Source organism: Streptomyces sp. PA03-1a (assembly GCF_033792805.1).
Lineage (GTDB): Bacteria > Actinomycetota > Actinomycetes > Streptomycetales > Streptomycetaceae > Actinacidiphila.
Genome location: NZ_JARAVO010000241.1, coordinates 1 through 14,459, shown reverse-complemented (window position 1 = coordinate 14,459; position 14,459 = coordinate 1). Strand labels below are relative to the sequence as shown.

Sequence of the window (14,459 nt, the reverse complement as noted above, 5' to 3'; positions counted from 1 at the left end):
GAACCGACGCAGCCGGGCGCGCCCCGCCCCACCCGGGTCCGGCCCGTACCGACCGCGGAACTGGCCGCGCGGCTGGGCGCGGAACCGCCCGCGCCCAGCGCCGCCCCGGTCACCGGGATCACGCACGACTCGCGGGCCGTCCGCCCCGGCGACCTGTACGCCGCGCTGCCCGGTGCCCGCTTCCACGGTGCCGACTTCGCCCCGCAGGCGGCCGAACTGGGGGCCGCGGCGATCCTCACCGACCCGGCGGGCGCCGAGCGTGCGGCGGCGACCGGCCTGCCGGTGCTGACGGTCCAGGACCCCCGGTCGCGGATGGGCGAGCTGGCCGCCGAGATCTACGGCCGGCCGGGTGAGGACCTGCTGCAGATCGGGATCACCGGCACCTCCGGCAAGACCACCACCGCCTACCTCATCGAGGGCGGCCTGCGGGCGGTGCACGGCGGCGGGACGGGACTGATCGGCACGGTCGAGTCCCGGATCGGCGACGAGCGGATCAAGAGCGAGCGCACCACCCCCGAGGCCACGGACCTGCAGGCACTCTTCGCGGTGATGCGCGAGCGCGGGATCGAGTCCCTGGTCATGGAGGTCTCCAGCCACGCCCTGGTGCTGGGACGGGTGGACGGGGCGGTCTTCGACGTCGCCGTCTTCAACAACCTCAGCCCCGAGCACATGGAGTTCCACTCGGGCATGGAGGACTACTTCCAGGCCAAGGCGCAGTTGTTCACCCCGCGCCGCAGCAAGGCCGGCGTGGTCAACATCGACGACGAGTACGGCCGCCGCCTGGTCCGCGAGTCGCAGGTGCCGGTCACCACCTTCTCCGCCGACGGCCACCCCGACGCCGACTGGCGCGCCGAGCACGTCGTGACCGGGCCGCTGCGCTCCACCTTCACCGTCGTCGGCCCGGGCGGCGTGCGCATCGAGGCCGCCTCGCCCCTTCCCGGCCCCTTCAACGTCGCCAACGCCCTCGCCGCGATCGCCGCCCTGGCGGTGGCCGGGATCGACCCGCAGACGGCCGCCCAGGGCGTCGCCGCCGTCCCGGGCGTGCCGGGCCGGCTGGAGCGCGTCGACGCGGGCCAGCCGTACCTCGCGGTCGTCGACTACGCCCACAAGACCGACGCCGTCGAATCGGTGCTGCGGGCCCTGCGCAAGGTCACCAAGGGCAACCTGCACATCGTCCTCGGCTGCGGCGGGGACCGCGACGAGACCAAACGCGGCCCGATGGGCGCCGCCGCGGCACGGCTGGCCGACACGGCCGTGCTGACCTCGGACAACCCCCGCTCCGAGGATCCGCTCGCGATCCTCACCGCGATGCTGGCCGGAGCAGCCGGGGTGCCCGCGCACGAGCGGGGCCATGTCGTCGTCGAACCCGACCGGGCGGCGGCCATCGCGACCGCCGTCGCCCTGGCCCGGCCGGACGACACCGTACTGGTGGCCGGCAAGGGCCATGAGCAGGGCCAGGACATCGCCGGAGTGGTACGCCCCTTCGACGACCGAGAAGTGCTGCGCGCGGCCATCGAACGGGCCGCCGGCACACCAGCGCAGGAGAAGGACCAGGACCAGCTGTGATCCCACTCACCCTCGCCGAGGTCGCACACGCGGTCGGCGGGAGCACGTACGACATACCGGACCCGACGGTGCCCGTCACCGGGTCCGTGGAGATCGACTCCCGCAAGGTGACGCCGGGCGGCCTCTTCGTCGCCTTCCAGGGCGAGCACGTGGACGGTCACGACTACGCGGAGCGGGCCGTGGCGGCCGGAGCGGTCGCCGTTCTGGCGGCCCGGCCGGTCGGCGTGCCCGCGATCGTCGTGGACGACGTCCAGCTCGCCCTGGGTGCACTGGCCAGGCACGTCATCGAACGGCTCGGCGCGACCCTCGTGGCGCTGACCGGATCGGCGGGCAAGACCAGCACCAAGGACCTCACCGCACAGGTGCTGCAGCGGCTCGCCCCGACCGTCTGGACGCCCGGCTCGCTCAACAACGAGATCGGGCTGCCGCTGACCGCGCTGCGCGCCGACGACACCACCCGGCACCTGGTGCTGGAGATGGGCGCCCGCGGCATCGGCCACATCCACTACCTCACCGAGCTGACCCCGCCGCGGATCGGCGTGGTCCTCAACGTCGGCACCGCCCACATCGGCGAGTTCGGCGGCCGAGAGCAGATCGCCCAGGCCAAGGGCGAGTTGGTCGAGGCGCTGCCGGAGGCCGCCGACGGCGGCGTCGCCGTGCTCAATGCGGACGATCCCCTCGTACGCGCCATGTCCTCCCGCACCAAGGCGCGCGTCGTGCTGTTCGGCGAGTCCGCCGACGCAGACGTCCGCGCCGAGAACGTCCGCCTCAACGACCGAGGTCAGGCCGTGTTCACGCTCACAACGCCTACCGGGTGCAGCGAAGTGACCTTGCGCCTGTACGGTGAGCACCACGTGTCGAACGCGCTTGCCGCGGCCGCCGTAGCCCGTGAACTCGGCATGCCCGTCGACGAGATCGCCACCGCGCTCTCCGAGGCGGGGACGCTGTCCCGCTGGCGCATGGAGGTCGTCGAACGGCCGGACGGCGTGACGGTCGTGAACGACGCCTACAACGCGAACCCCGAATCCATGCGAGCCGCCCTGCGCGCGCTCGCGGCCATGGGCCGTGCCGCCGAGGCACGCGGGGGACGCACGTGGGCGGTGCTGGGCGAGATGGCGGAGCTCGGCGGGGAGGCCCTCGCGGAGCACGACGCTGTCGGACGGCTGGCCGTCCGGCTCAACGTCAGCAAGCTCGTGGCAGTCGGCGGCCAGGCGGCCGCCTGGGTGCAAATGGGCGCCTACAACGAGGGTTCGTGGGGTGAGGAGTCGGTGCACGTGTCCGACGCTGAGGCGGCGATCGACCTGTTGCGCAGTGAACTGCGTCCGGGGGACGTCGTGCTGGTGAAGGCATCGAGGGCGGTCGGCCTGGAGCGGGTCGCACTCGCGCTGCTCGACGGCGTCGAGGGCGGGGGCGCTGAGTAATGAACCAGATCCTGGTCTCGGGTGTTCTCGGTCTGTTCCTGTCCCTCGTCGGTACCCCGATGCTGATCAAGCTGCTGGCCCGCAAGGGCTACGGCCAGTTCATCCGCGACGACGGGCCCAAGGAACACCACAGCAAGCGCGGTACGCCCACCATGGGCGGCATCGCCTTCATCCTGGCCACGCTCGTCGCGTACGCGCTCACCAAGGTCATCACCTCGGAGCGCCCGACGATCTCCGGCGTGCTGGTGCTCTTCCTCTTCACGGGACTGGGCGTCGTCGGCTTCCTCGACGACTACATCAAGATCGTCAAGCAGCGCAGCCTGGGCCTGAGGGCCAAGGCGAAGATGGCGGGCCAGCTGATCGTCGGCATCACCTTCGCGGTGCTGTCGCTGCAGTTCTCCGACGCCCGCGGCGTCACCCCGGCCTCCACCCGGCTGTCCTTCACACAGGACTTCGGCTGGTCCCTCGGCCCGGTGATCTTCGTGATCTGGGCGCTGTTCATGATCCTCGCGATGTCGAACGGCGTGAACCTCACCGACGGCCTCGACGGCCTGGCCACCGGCGCCTCGGTGATGGTCTTCGCCTCCTACACCGTCATCGGCGTGTGGCAGTACGGCCAGTCCTGCTCCAACGTCATCACCGCGGGGCCCGGCTGCTACGACGTACCGCACCCGCTCGACCTCGCGGTCGTCGCCGCGGCGCTGATGGGCGCCTGTTTCGGCTTCTTGTGGTGGAACACCTCGCCGGCCAAGATCTTCATGGGTGACACCGGCTCGCTCGCGCTCGGCGGCGCCCTGGCCGGTCTGGCCATCTGCTCCCGCACCGAGCTGCTGCTGGCGATCCTGGGCGGCCTCTTCGTCCTGATCACCCTCTCCGTGGTCATCCAGGTCGGCTCCTTCCGCCTGACCGGCAAGCGGGTCTTCCGCATGGCACCGCTGCAGCACCACTTCGAGCTCAAGGGCTGGAGCGAGGTCCTGGTCGTCGTCCGCTTCTGGATCATCCAGGGCATGTGCATGGCCGTCGGCCTCGGTCTCTTCTACGCGGGCTGGGTGGCCGCGCAGTGACCTCGGCCCCCGGGCAGGAGCCCGGCTCGCGTCAGGGCGGCCTTCCGCCGGCCGCCGTCGAGGCGGCCGGGCGGCTCGGACTGCCGGGCCGCCGGGTCACCGTCGCGGGGCTCGGCGTCTCGGGCGTGCCCGCCGCCAAGGTGCTGCACGCCCTCGGCGCCCGCGTGACGGTCGTCAACGACGGCGACGACGAGCCGGCCCGGGCCCAGGCCGCCGAGCTGGAGGCGCTGGGCGTCACCGTGCGGCTCGGGGACGGCCGGACCCTGCCCGAGGGCACCGAACTGATCGTCACCTCGCCCGGGTGGAAGCCCACCAGCCCGCTCTTCACGGCCGCCGGGGCCGCGGGCGTGCCCGTGTGGGGCGACGTGGAGCTGGCCTGGCGGCTGCGCGGCCCCGGGGCGGCGCCCTGGCTCGCCGTCACCGGCACCAACGGCAAGACCACCACCGTGCAGATGCTCGCCTCCATCCTGCGCGCTGCGGGCCTGCGCACCGCGGCGGTCGGCAACATCGGCACGCCGATCCTGGACGTCGTCCTGTCCGGGCAGGAGCACGACGTCCTCGCCGTGGAGCTGTCCAGCTACCAGCTGCACTGGGCCCCCTCGGTGCGCCCGCACTCGGCCGCCGTCCTGAACCTCGCCCCGGACCACCTCGACTGGCACGGCTCGATGGAGGCCTACGCCGCCGACAAGGGCCGCGTCTACGAGGGCAACAAGGTCGCCTGCGTCTACAACCTCGCGGACCCCGCCACCGAGGCGCTGGTGCGCGAGGCCGACGTCGAGGAGGGCTGCCGCGCGATCGGCTTCGGCCTCGGCAGCCCCCGGCCCTCGGAGTTCGGGGTCGTCGAGGGCATCCTGGTCGACCGGGCCTTCGCGCCCGAGCGGCACAAGAACGCCCAGGAGCTGGCCGAGGTCTCCGACGTGCACCCGCCGGCCCCGCACAACATCGCCAACGCCCTGGCCGCGGCCGCCCTCGCCCGTGCGTTCGGGGCCTCGCCGACCGCCGTCCGGGACGGCCTGCGCGCCTTCCGGCCGGACGCCCACCGCATCGCCCACGTGGACCGGATCGACGACGTGGACTACGTCGACGACTCCAAGGCCACCAACACCCACGCCGCCGAGGCGTCCCTCGCCGCCTACGAGCACATCGTCTGGATCGGCGGCGGCCTCGCCAAGGGCGCCACCTTCGACGAGCTCGTCAAGGGCGCGGCCAAGCGGCTGCGCGGCGCCGTGCTGATGGGGGCCGACCGCGCCCTCGTCCGTGAAGCGCTCGCGCGACACGCCCCCGAGGTCCCGGTCGTCGACCTCGACCGCACCGACACTGGGGCGATGGCGGCGGCCGTCCACGCCGCGCGGGACCTCGCCCACCCGGGGGACACGGTGCTGCTGGCACCGGCCTGCGCCTCGATGGACATGTTCGCGGACTACAAGGCTCGCGGAAACGCCTTCGCGCAGGCCGTACGGGATCTGCGGGCGCCCGGCGCCGGGCAGTAGCCGGGGCCGCTCCGGCACGCACCGCGACCTAGGAGGGGACATGACGGCAGCCGACCACGGTGACGCCTCCGGTTCTCGTTCCCGCAACGCCCTGAAGGCGCCCGCCCGCCCCCCGCGGGCGGCGCCGCCCCGGCGCGGGGCGGCCGCCGCCGGGGCGCGCACCCCCGGCGGGAAGGCGTCGCGGGGCAGCGCGCTGCGGGGCGCCAGGGTCGTCCTGGACCGCGCCATGCGGACCTGGGACCGCCCGCTGACCGCGTACTACGTCATCCTCGGCAGCAGCCTGCTGATCACCGTGCTCGGCCTGGTGATGGTCTTCTCCGCTTCGCAGATCAAGGCGCTGGAGTACGGGCTGCCGTCCACGTACTACTTCCGCAAGCAGCTGTTCGCCGCCGTGCTCGGCACCGGCCTGCTCGTCGCGGCCTCGCGGGTGCCGGTGCGGCTGCACCGGGCGCTGTCCTACCCGCTGCTCGTCGGCTCGGTCTTCCTCATGGCCCTGGTCCAGGTGCCGGGGATAGGGCAGTCCGTCAACGGCAACCAGAACTGGCTCTACCTCGGCGGCCCGTTCCAGCTGCAGCCCAGTGAGTTCGGCAAGCTCGCGCTCGTCCTGTGGGGCGCGGACCTGCTGGCCCGCAAGGAGGACCTCAAGCTCCTCGTTCAGTGGAAGCACCTGCTGATCCCGTTGGTGCCGGTCGCCTTCCTGCTGCTCGGCCTGATCATGCTCGGCGGTGACATGGGCACCGCGATCATCCTCACCGCGATCCTGTTCGGCCTGCTGTGGATCGCCGGCGCCCCCACCCGCCTGTTCGCGGGCGTCCTGGGGGTCGCGGGGATGATCGGCTTCCTGCTGATCAAGACCAGCGGCAACCGCATGGACCGGCTCGCCTGCATCGGGGCCACCGACGTCACTCCCGGTGGCGGCTGCTGGCAGGCCGTGCACGGGATCTACGCCCTCGCCTCGGGCGGATGGTTCGGTTCCGGACTCGGCGCGAGCGTGGAAAAATGGGGTCAACTGCCCGAGCCGCACACCGACTTCATCTTCGCCGTGACCGGGGAGGAACTGGGGCTGACGGGGACGCTGTCGGTGCTCGTCCTCTTCGCGGCTCTAGGCTATGCGGGTATCCGCGTGGCCGGTCGTACGGAGGAGCCCTTCGTCAGGTTTGCCGCGGGAGGCGTGACGACGTGGATCACGGCGCAGTTCGTGGTCAACATCGGTGCGGTGCTCGGCCTGCTGCCGATCGCCGGTGTCCCGCTCCCGCTGTTCTCCTACGGAGGCTCGGCCCTCCTGCCGACCATGTTCGCGATCGGGCTGCTCATCTCCTTCGCGAGGAGCGAGCCCGCCGCGCGAGCGGCACTCAACGCGCGGGGGCCCGGCTACTGGCCGGGGGCAATGACACGGACGATGAGGCGGTTCGTCAGACGGCGACCGTCCGGAGAGCGGTGAATTTCGGTGCATGTCGTACTCGCCGGTGGGGGGACCGCCGGCCACATCGAGCCCGCGCTCGCGCTCGCCGACGCCCTGCGCAGGCAGGACCCGACCGTGGGGATCACGGCACTCGGCACCGAGCGGGGTCTGGAGACCCGGCTGGTGCCGGAACGCGGCTACGATCTGGCGCTCATCCCGGCCGTCCCGCTGCCGCGCAAGCCCACCCCCGAGCTGATCACCGTCCCAGGGCGGCTGCGCGGCACCATCAAGGCCGCCGAGCAGATCCTGGAGCGGACCAAGGCCGACGCGCTCGTCGGCTTCGGCGGCTACGTCGCCCTGCCCGGATACCTGGCCGCCAAGCGGCTCGGCGTGCCGATCGTGGTGCACGAGGCCAACGCCCGCCCGGGCCTCGCCAACAAGATCGGCTCCCGCTACACCGGCTACGTGGCCGTGAGCACCCCGGACAGCAAGCTCCGGCACTCCCGCTACGTCGGCATCCCGCTGCGCCGGTCCATCGCGACCCTCGACCGCGCCGCGGTCCGCGCGGAGGCGCGTGCCGCCTTCGGCCTCGACCAGAACCTGCCGACCCTGCTGGTCTCCGGCGGTTCCCAGGGCGCCCGGCGGCTCAACGAGGTGATCGCCTCCGTCGCCCCGCGCCTGCAGCAGTCCGGCGTCCAGATCCTGCACGCGGTCGGCCCGAAGAACGAGCTCCCGCACGCCGACAACATGCCCGGCATGCCGCAGTACGTCCCGGTCCCCTACCTGGACCGGATGGACCTCGCCTACGCCGCCGCCGACATGATGCTCTGCCGGGCCGGCGCCATGACCGTCGCCGAGCTCTCCGCCGTGGGCCTGCCGGCCGCGTACGTCCCGCTGCCGATCGGCAACGGCGAGCAGCGGCTGAACGCGCAGCCGCTCGTCAAGGCGGGCGGCGGCGTCATCGTCGACGACGCGGACCTCAGCGCTGAGTGGGTGCTCGGCAACGTGCTGCCCGTCCTGACCGATCCGCACCGCCTGTACGAAATGTCGCGCGCCGCGGCAGAGTTCGGCCGCCCGCACGCCGACGAGCTGCTCGTCGGCATGGTCTACGAGGCGATCGCCGCCCGCCGCGGCTGAACCCCGGTGCCGGCCGGGCACCTCCGGCACCCCCGGCGGGCGACGCCGGGGGTCCCCCGTGCTCCGTTGGGGTCACGGGGGAGGAGGCCCGGCCCGCCGGGCGGCGCGCGGCCGCCCGGGCACCCAGCACGACGACTAGCCTGCCCGGAAGCGCAAGGCAGTTCCGACGACCCCGGAGGCGAACGTGGCCGTACCGACGACCGCCCCGGCGGCCGGCGAGCAGGACGGCGGGACCGAGCGCCCGCCGCGGCGGAGCCGGCGCCTCATCGTCCTGACGGCGCTCGCCGCGGCCACCGTGCTGGGCGGCACGGGCACCTGGCTGTTGTACGGCTCCGCCTGGCTGCGCGCGACGCAGGTCCGCGTGACGGGCACGGAGGTGCTCTACCCCGACCAGGTGCGCGACGCCGCGCAGGTGCCGCTCAACGGGCCGCTGGTTTCCGTGGACACGGACGTGATCGCCCGCCGGCTGAAGGCGCGGTTGCCGCGCATCTCCGCCGTGGAGGTGGAGCGTTCGTGGCCGCACGCGATCACACTGAAAGTGACGGAGCGAACTCCCGCCGCCCTTGTGAAAGGTGACGGGTACTTCGTCGAAGTCGACGCGGACGGCTTCCGGTTCGACGAGCGGGACACTCCTCTCAAGGGTGTGCCCATCATCGAATTGAGGCCTGACCGCGACTCCGCGAGCTATCGTCTTTTTGGGACAAAACGACTATTGGCGGCGGCGGTTCAGGTCGCGGCGGACCTGCCGAAGGTCGCATACCGGGACGCACAGCTCATCGATGTGCGCTCATATGACGACATTACGGTCGAACTGACCGGTGGACGTGCGGTGATGTGGGGGAGTGCGGATCGAGGGGCGGAGAAAGCGGTTGCCCTCGCGGCGCTGATGAAAGTCGAGCACGATGCCGAGTTCTTCGACGTGAGCGCCCCAACATCCCCTGCTGCGTCGGACAGTTGACGTCCCAGCCTTCTGTTCGACACCCTGGTTGGTCCGGCTCTGGCGTGATCACATAGGGTCAAAAGAAAAACGGGAGGTTCGGCGTGTTCGTTGAACGCGAACCGCTTGTCGATTTAGTGTCCTGTCCCAAAGACAGTGCGGGACAGACATACTGGTAACCCTAAACCTCAGGGTTAGGGTTCGGATCGGCCGGCCTTCCCGACGGTCCCCACAGGTATACGTAACTCGAGGCGAGAGGCCTTCGACGTGGCAGCACCGCAGAACTACCTCGCAGTCATCAAGGTCGTCGGCATCGGCGGCGGTGGCGTGAACGCCATCAACAGGATGATCGAGGTCGGTCTCAAGGGCGTCGAGTTCATCGCGATCAACACCGATGCACAGGCCCTGCTGATGAGCGACGCCGACGTCAAGCTGGACGTCGGCCGTGAACTCACGCGTGGACTCGGCGCCGGGGCCAACCCGGACGTCGGCCGGAAGGCCGCCGAGGACCACCGCGAGGAGATCGAAGAGGTGCTCAAGGGCGCCGACATGGTCTTCGTCACCGCGGGCGAGGGCGGCGGCACCGGTACCGGCGGCGCGCCCGTCGTGGCCAACATCGCCCGCACGCTGGGCGCCCTCACCATCGGTGTGGTCACCCGGCCGTTCACCTTCGAGGGACGCCGCCGGGCCAACCAGGCCGAGGACGGCATCGCGGGGCTGCGCGACGAGGTCGACACCCTCATCGTGATCCCGAACGACCGGCTGCTGTCCATCTCGGACCGCCAGGTGAGCGTGCTGGACGCCTTCCGCTCCGCGGACCAGGTGCTGCTCTCCGGTGTCCAGGGCATCACCGACCTGATCACCACCCCCGGTCTGATCAACCTCGACTTCGCCGACGTGAAGTCCGTGATGTCCGAGGCGGGTTCGGCCCTCATGGGCATCGGCTCGGCCCGCGGGGACGACCGCGCGGTCGCCGCGGCGGAGATGGCCATCTCCTCGCCGCTGCTGGAGGCGTCCATCGACGGCGCCCGGGGCGTACTGCTCTCCATCTCCGGTGGCTCGGACCTCGGCCTGTTCGAGATCAACGAGTCGGCCCAGCTGGTCAGCGAGGCCGCCCACCCCGAGGCCAACATCATCTTCGGTGCGGTCATCGACGACGCCCTGGGCGACGAGGTCCGGGTCACCGTCATCGCGGCCGGCTTCGACGGCGGGCAGCCGCCGACCCGCAACCGCGACAAGGTGCTCGGCTCGTACTCCTCCCGCGAGGAGAACTCCTCCTCGTCGCCGGCCCGTCCGGCCACCCCGGCCACCGAGCCGGCCCGCCCGGCCTTCAGCGGCCTGGGCAGTGTCACCCAGCGTGAGGAGGGGCCGAAGCCCGAGCCGGTCGCCGAGGTGCCGGCCCAGCCGATCGCCCCGCAGGTTCCCCCGGCGCGTCCGTACCAGGACACTGCCGCCGAGGAACTCGACGTACCCGACTTCCTGAAGTAAGCACAGTCACACGTGATAACGCTCAACCACGCACGTCCGGGCGGCGCCCACTTCGCCTTCACCGACAGGTGGGGAGGGGTGAGCGCCGCTCCGTACGACAGCCTCAACCTCGGCGGCGCGGTCGGTGACGACCCGGCCGCCGTCCTTTCCAACCGTGACCTCGCCGCACGCGGGCTGGGCCTCGACCCCGCCCGGGTGGTGTGGATGAACCAGGTGCACGGCAACGACGTCGCCGTGGTCGCCGCCCCCTGGGCCGACGGCCGGGTCCCGGAGGTGGACGCCGTCGTCACCACGCGGCCCGGACTCGCCCTCGCGGTCCTGACCGCCGACTGCGTCCCGGTCCTGATGGTCGACGCGCACGCCGGGGTGGTGGCCGCGGCCCACGCCGGCCGCCCGGGTCTGCTGGCCGGGGTCGTCCCGGCGGCGGTCGAGGCCATGGTCGGCCTCGGCGCCCGCGCGGAACGGATCACCGCGATGACCGGCCCCTCGGTCTGCGGCGCCTGCTACGAGGTGCCCGAGGCGATGCGCGAAGAGGTCGCCGCCGCCGTCCCCGAGGCCCGTGCCACCACCAGTTGGGGCACCCCCTCCCTGGACATCGCCACCGGAGTGCACGCCCAACTTGCCCGACTGGGTGTCCCGATGGGTGAGAAATCCCATATTTGTACGATGGAGTCCGGAGACCACTTCTCCTACCGCCGTGAGCGGACCACCGGACGACTCGCGGGATATGTCTGGCTGGACGGCCCGAGTGACTGACCGTACGCAAGAGCGAAGGGCCGAGCTGGCCGGGAACCTGGCCGCGGTCGAGGAGCGCATCGCGGCGGCCTGCGCGGCGGCCGGCCGGGCGCGGGACGAGGTGACCTTGATCGTGGTCACCAAGACCTACCCGGCGAGCGACGTGCGGATCCTGTCGGAGCTCGGCGTCCGCCAGGTCGCGGAGAACCGCGACCAGGACGCCGCCCCCAAGGCGGAGGCCTGTGCGGACCTACCGCTGACCTGGCACTTCGTGGGTCAGCTGCAGACGAACAAGGTGCGCTCGGTGGTCCGCTACGCGGACCTCGTGCACTCGGTTGACCGCCTCCGGCTGGTCGAAGCGCTCTCCGCGGCCGTCATGAAGTCCGAGCGGGCCGACCGTGAGCTCGGCTGCCTGGTCCAGGTCGCGCTCGACGCCGAGGCCGGGGCGCAGGGCGCCCGCGGCGGAATCGCACCCGATGCCGTCGAAGGGATCGCCGAAACCGTCGCGGCCGCCCCCGGGCTGCGCCTTGACGGACTGATGACGGTCGCACCGCTGGCGGGGCCGTACGCGGGTCAACCCCGCGCCGCCTTCGATCGGCTGGCGGAAATCGCATCCTGCCTGCGCGCGTCGCATCCGGCTGCAAACATGGTCTCGGCAGGGATGAGCGCGGACCTCGAAGAGGCCGTCGCCGCCGGTGCGACACACGTACGCATCGGTAGCGCGGTACTCGGAGTCCGGACCGGGCTCGGGTAACGTCACCAAACAAGTCGGACCACACAAAAAATATGGTCTTTCCCCGCTGAGAGGACGCAGAGCATGGCCGGCGCGATGCGCAAGATGGCGGTCTACCTCGGCCTCGTGGAGGACGACGGGTACGACGGCCCGGGCTTCGACCCCGACGACGAGTTCGAACCGGAACCCGAGCCGGAGCGCTCCCGCCGACCGCACCAGTCCCACCAGCCACCACATCAGACACAACCGGAGGAACCGGCACGCATCGTGCACGCCCCGGCCCCCCGGGAACCACGGATCGCCGCAGTGGCATCCATCACACAAGAACGCCATAGCCTGGAGAAGAACGCGCCGGTGATCATGCCCAAGGTCGTGTCGGAACGAGAGCCGTACCGGATCACGACACTCCACCCCCGGACGTACAACGAAGCCCGTACGATCGGGGAACACTTCCGCGAGGGCACGCCGGTGATCATGAATCTGACGGAGATGGACGACACGGACGCGAAGCGACTTGTCGACTTTGCCGCCGGGCTGGTCTTCGGGCTGCACGGCAGCATCGAGCGGGTGACGCAGAAGGTGTTTCTGCTGTCGCCTGCTAACGTCGATGTCACGGCGGAGGACAAGGCCCGCATCGCCGAGGGCGGGTTCTTCAATCAGAGCTGAGATACGCAACCGTACGAAACCGGCCGTGAGGGCCATGGACGAGCAAGGGAGAGGGAAGCGCGATGGACATCGCACTCCAGGTGCTGTGGATCGCGCTGATGTGTTTCCTGCTCGTCCTGATCTTCCGGTTGGTGATGGACTATGTTTTCCAGTTCGCTCGATCGTGGCAGCCCGGGAAGCCCATGGTGGTCGTCCTGGAGGCCACCTACACTGTCACCGATCCGCCACTCAAGCTTCTGCGGCGGTTCATCCCGCCGCTGCGTCTCGGGGGCGTGGCGCTCGACCTGTCCTTCTTCGTATTGATGATCATCGTGTACATCCTGCTCACCGTCGTAGGGGGCTTGCGAGGATGACCGATGCGGGCTCCCGATATGTCGACGATCACGTTGAGGTGAAGAGATGCCACTGACCCCCGAGGATGTGCGGAACAAGCAGTTCACGACCGTCCGCCTCCGAGAAGGCTATGACGAGGACGAGGTGGACGCCTTCCTCGACGAGGTCGAGGCGGAACTGACCCGACTGCTCCGCGAGAACGAGGACCTGCGCGCCAAGCTGGCCGCGGCGACCCGTGCCGCCGCCCAGAACCAGCAGCAGGGCATGCGCAAGCCCGAGCCGCAGGACGGCCGCGGTCCCGGGGCCCCCGTGCCCGCCGCCATATCGGGACCGCAGCCGGTGCCGCCCCAGCAGATGGGCGGCCCCGGTCCCCAGGGACCCGGCAGTGGCCTCGCCCTGCCCGCCGGGCCCAGTGCACAGCAGGGCCCCGGTCCGATGGGCCAGGGTCCGATGCAGGGCGGTCCCATGGGTCCCGGCCCGATGGGTCAGGGCCCCATGGGTCAGGGCCACATGGGCCAAGGCCCCATGGGTCAGGGTCCGATGGGCCAGGGCCCGATGCAGGGCGGTCCCATGGGTCCCGGCCCGATGGGCCAGCAGCACGGCCAGCACCCCATGGGTGGTCCCGGTCACCCGATGCAGCAGCAGGGCCCCGGTGGCGACAGCGCCGCCCGTGTGCTCTCGCTCGCCCAGCAGACGGCCGACCAGGCGATCGCCGAGGCGCGCGCCGAAGCGAACAAGATCGTCGGCGAGGCCCGCAGCCGTGCCGAGGGCCTCGAGCGCGACGCCCGCGCCAAGGCCGACGCCCTTGAGCGGGACGCGCAGGAGAAGCACCGCGTGGCCATGGGCTCCCTCGAGTCCGCCCGCGCCACGCTGGAGCGGAAGGTCGAGGACCTGCGCGGCTTCGAGCGCGAGTACCGCACGCGCCTGAAGTCGTACCTGGAGAGCCAGCTGCGTCAGCTGGAGAACCAGGCCGACGACTCGCTCGCCCCGCCGCGCACCCCCGCGGCCGCGTCCCTGTCCTCCGGTTCCGGCGGGATGGGCGGCACGATGGGCGGCGGCACCATGGGCGGCATGGCCACGGCCGGCGCCGGCACCATGGGCGGCAACCAGGGCTACGGCGGGCAGGGCATGGGCGGCGTCGGCGGGCAGAACCCGACGTACGGCGGCCAGCAGCAGATGTCTCCCGCTATGACGCAGCCGATGGCACCGGTGCGGCCGCAGGGGCCGGCGCCGCTGCAGCAGGCGCCGACGCCGATGCGTGGGTTCCTGATCGACGAGGACGACAACTAGTCGCGTAGTCGCTCGCGCGACGGCAGCACCACAGGGCCGGGCCCCCAGGGAATCGCTTCCCTCGGGGCCCGGCCCTTTGGCGTGCCTCTTGCGGCCCGGTGGTTGTGTGCGGGTTGTTTGCGCCTGCGGCGGGCGTCCACCCGCCCTCCCGCCCGATTGCCCGGCGCGGTCAGTGACCGCCTCGCGCGGTCGTTGTG

13 protein-coding genes are annotated in these 14,459 nt (G+C 71.5%); all 13 read left to right on the top strand.

From position 1 onward, the window contains the following. Positions 1–1,566 (top strand): UDP-N-acetylmuramoyl-L-alanyl-D-glutamate--2,6-diaminopimelate ligase (locus tag PV341_RS37065; RefSeq protein WP_500360107.1); only part of this gene is annotated, 1,566 nt, incomplete at its 5' end. Further along, complete coding sequence (locus PV341_RS37060) at positions 1,563–2,987, top strand: UDP-N-acetylmuramoyl-tripeptide--D-alanyl-D-alanine ligase (RefSeq protein WP_500330486.1); 1,425 nt, start codon at positions 1,563–1,565, stop codon at positions 2,985–2,987. The genes PV341_RS37065 and PV341_RS37060, both read left to right, overlap by 4 nt. Continuing rightward, a complete protein-coding gene (mraY, locus tag PV341_RS37055) occupies positions 2,987–4,051 on the top strand; it encodes a phospho-N-acetylmuramoyl-pentapeptide-transferase (RefSeq protein WP_499511361.1) in 1,065 nt (354 codons plus the stop codon). The genes PV341_RS37060 and mraY overlap by 1 nt, the downstream gene beginning before the upstream one ends. A gap of 80 nt (positions 4,052–4,131) precedes the next feature. Then, positions 4,132–5,541 carry a UDP-N-acetylmuramoyl-L-alanine--D-glutamate ligase gene (murD, locus tag PV341_RS37050; RefSeq protein ID WP_500330579.1) on the top strand — a complete coding sequence of 470 codons (1,410 nt, stop codon included), beginning with the start codon at positions 4,132–4,134 and terminating at the stop codon, positions 5,539–5,541. A gap of 40 nt (positions 5,542–5,581) precedes the next feature. Further along, positions 5,582–6,982: a putative lipid II flippase FtsW gene (ftsW, locus tag PV341_RS37045; protein WP_500330488.1), complete on the top strand. Its 1,401-nt coding sequence runs from the start codon at positions 5,582–5,584 to the stop codon at positions 6,980–6,982. Between the two features lie 6 nt (positions 6,983–6,988). Continuing rightward, entirely contained in the window at positions 6,989–8,080 is a 1,092-nt protein-coding gene (gene murG / locus PV341_RS37040) for an undecaprenyldiphospho-muramoylpentapeptide beta-N-acetylglucosaminyltransferase (RefSeq protein ID WP_500330489.1), read from the top strand. A gap of 184 nt (positions 8,081–8,264) precedes the next feature. Continuing rightward, positions 8,265–9,038 (top strand): cell division protein FtsQ/DivIB, encoded by a 774-nt coding sequence (locus PV341_RS37035; protein WP_500330490.1) that lies wholly within the window; start codon positions 8,265–8,267, stop codon positions 9,036–9,038. 246 nt (positions 9,039–9,284) lie between these two features. Next, the gene (gene ftsZ, locus PV341_RS37030; protein WP_500330492.1) at positions 9,285–10,505 is read left to right on the top strand and encodes a cell division protein FtsZ; all 1,221 of its coding nucleotides are present in this window, start codon (positions 9,285–9,287) and stop codon (positions 10,503–10,505) included. Positions 10,506–10,520: 15 nt separating this feature from the next. After that, positions 10,521–11,261, top strand: coding sequence for a peptidoglycan editing factor PgeF (pgeF, locus tag PV341_RS37025; RefSeq protein ID WP_500360109.1), 741 nt, complete (start codon positions 10,521–10,523; stop codon positions 11,259–11,261). Further along, on the top strand, positions 11,254–11,994 hold the full coding sequence (locus PV341_RS37020) for a YggS family pyridoxal phosphate-dependent enzyme (RefSeq protein WP_500360106.1): 741 nt from the start codon (positions 11,254–11,256) through the stop codon (positions 11,992–11,994). The genes pgeF and PV341_RS37020 overlap by 8 nt, the downstream gene beginning before the upstream one ends. A 63-nt stretch (positions 11,995–12,057) precedes the next feature. After that, entirely contained in the window at positions 12,058–12,639 is a 582-nt protein-coding gene (locus tag PV341_RS37015; protein ID WP_018557119.1) for a cell division protein SepF, read from the top strand. Between the two features lie 62 nt (positions 12,640–12,701). Further along, a complete protein-coding gene (locus tag PV341_RS37010; RefSeq protein ID WP_018557120.1) occupies positions 12,702–12,992 on the top strand; it encodes a YggT family protein in 291 nt (96 codons plus the stop codon). A 46-nt stretch (positions 12,993–13,038) separates the two neighbouring features. Beyond that, a complete protein-coding gene (locus PV341_RS37005) occupies positions 13,039–14,262 on the top strand; it encodes a DivIVA domain-containing protein (RefSeq protein WP_500330496.1) in 1,224 nt (407 codons plus the stop codon). Positions 14,263–14,459 lie beyond the last annotated feature (197 nt).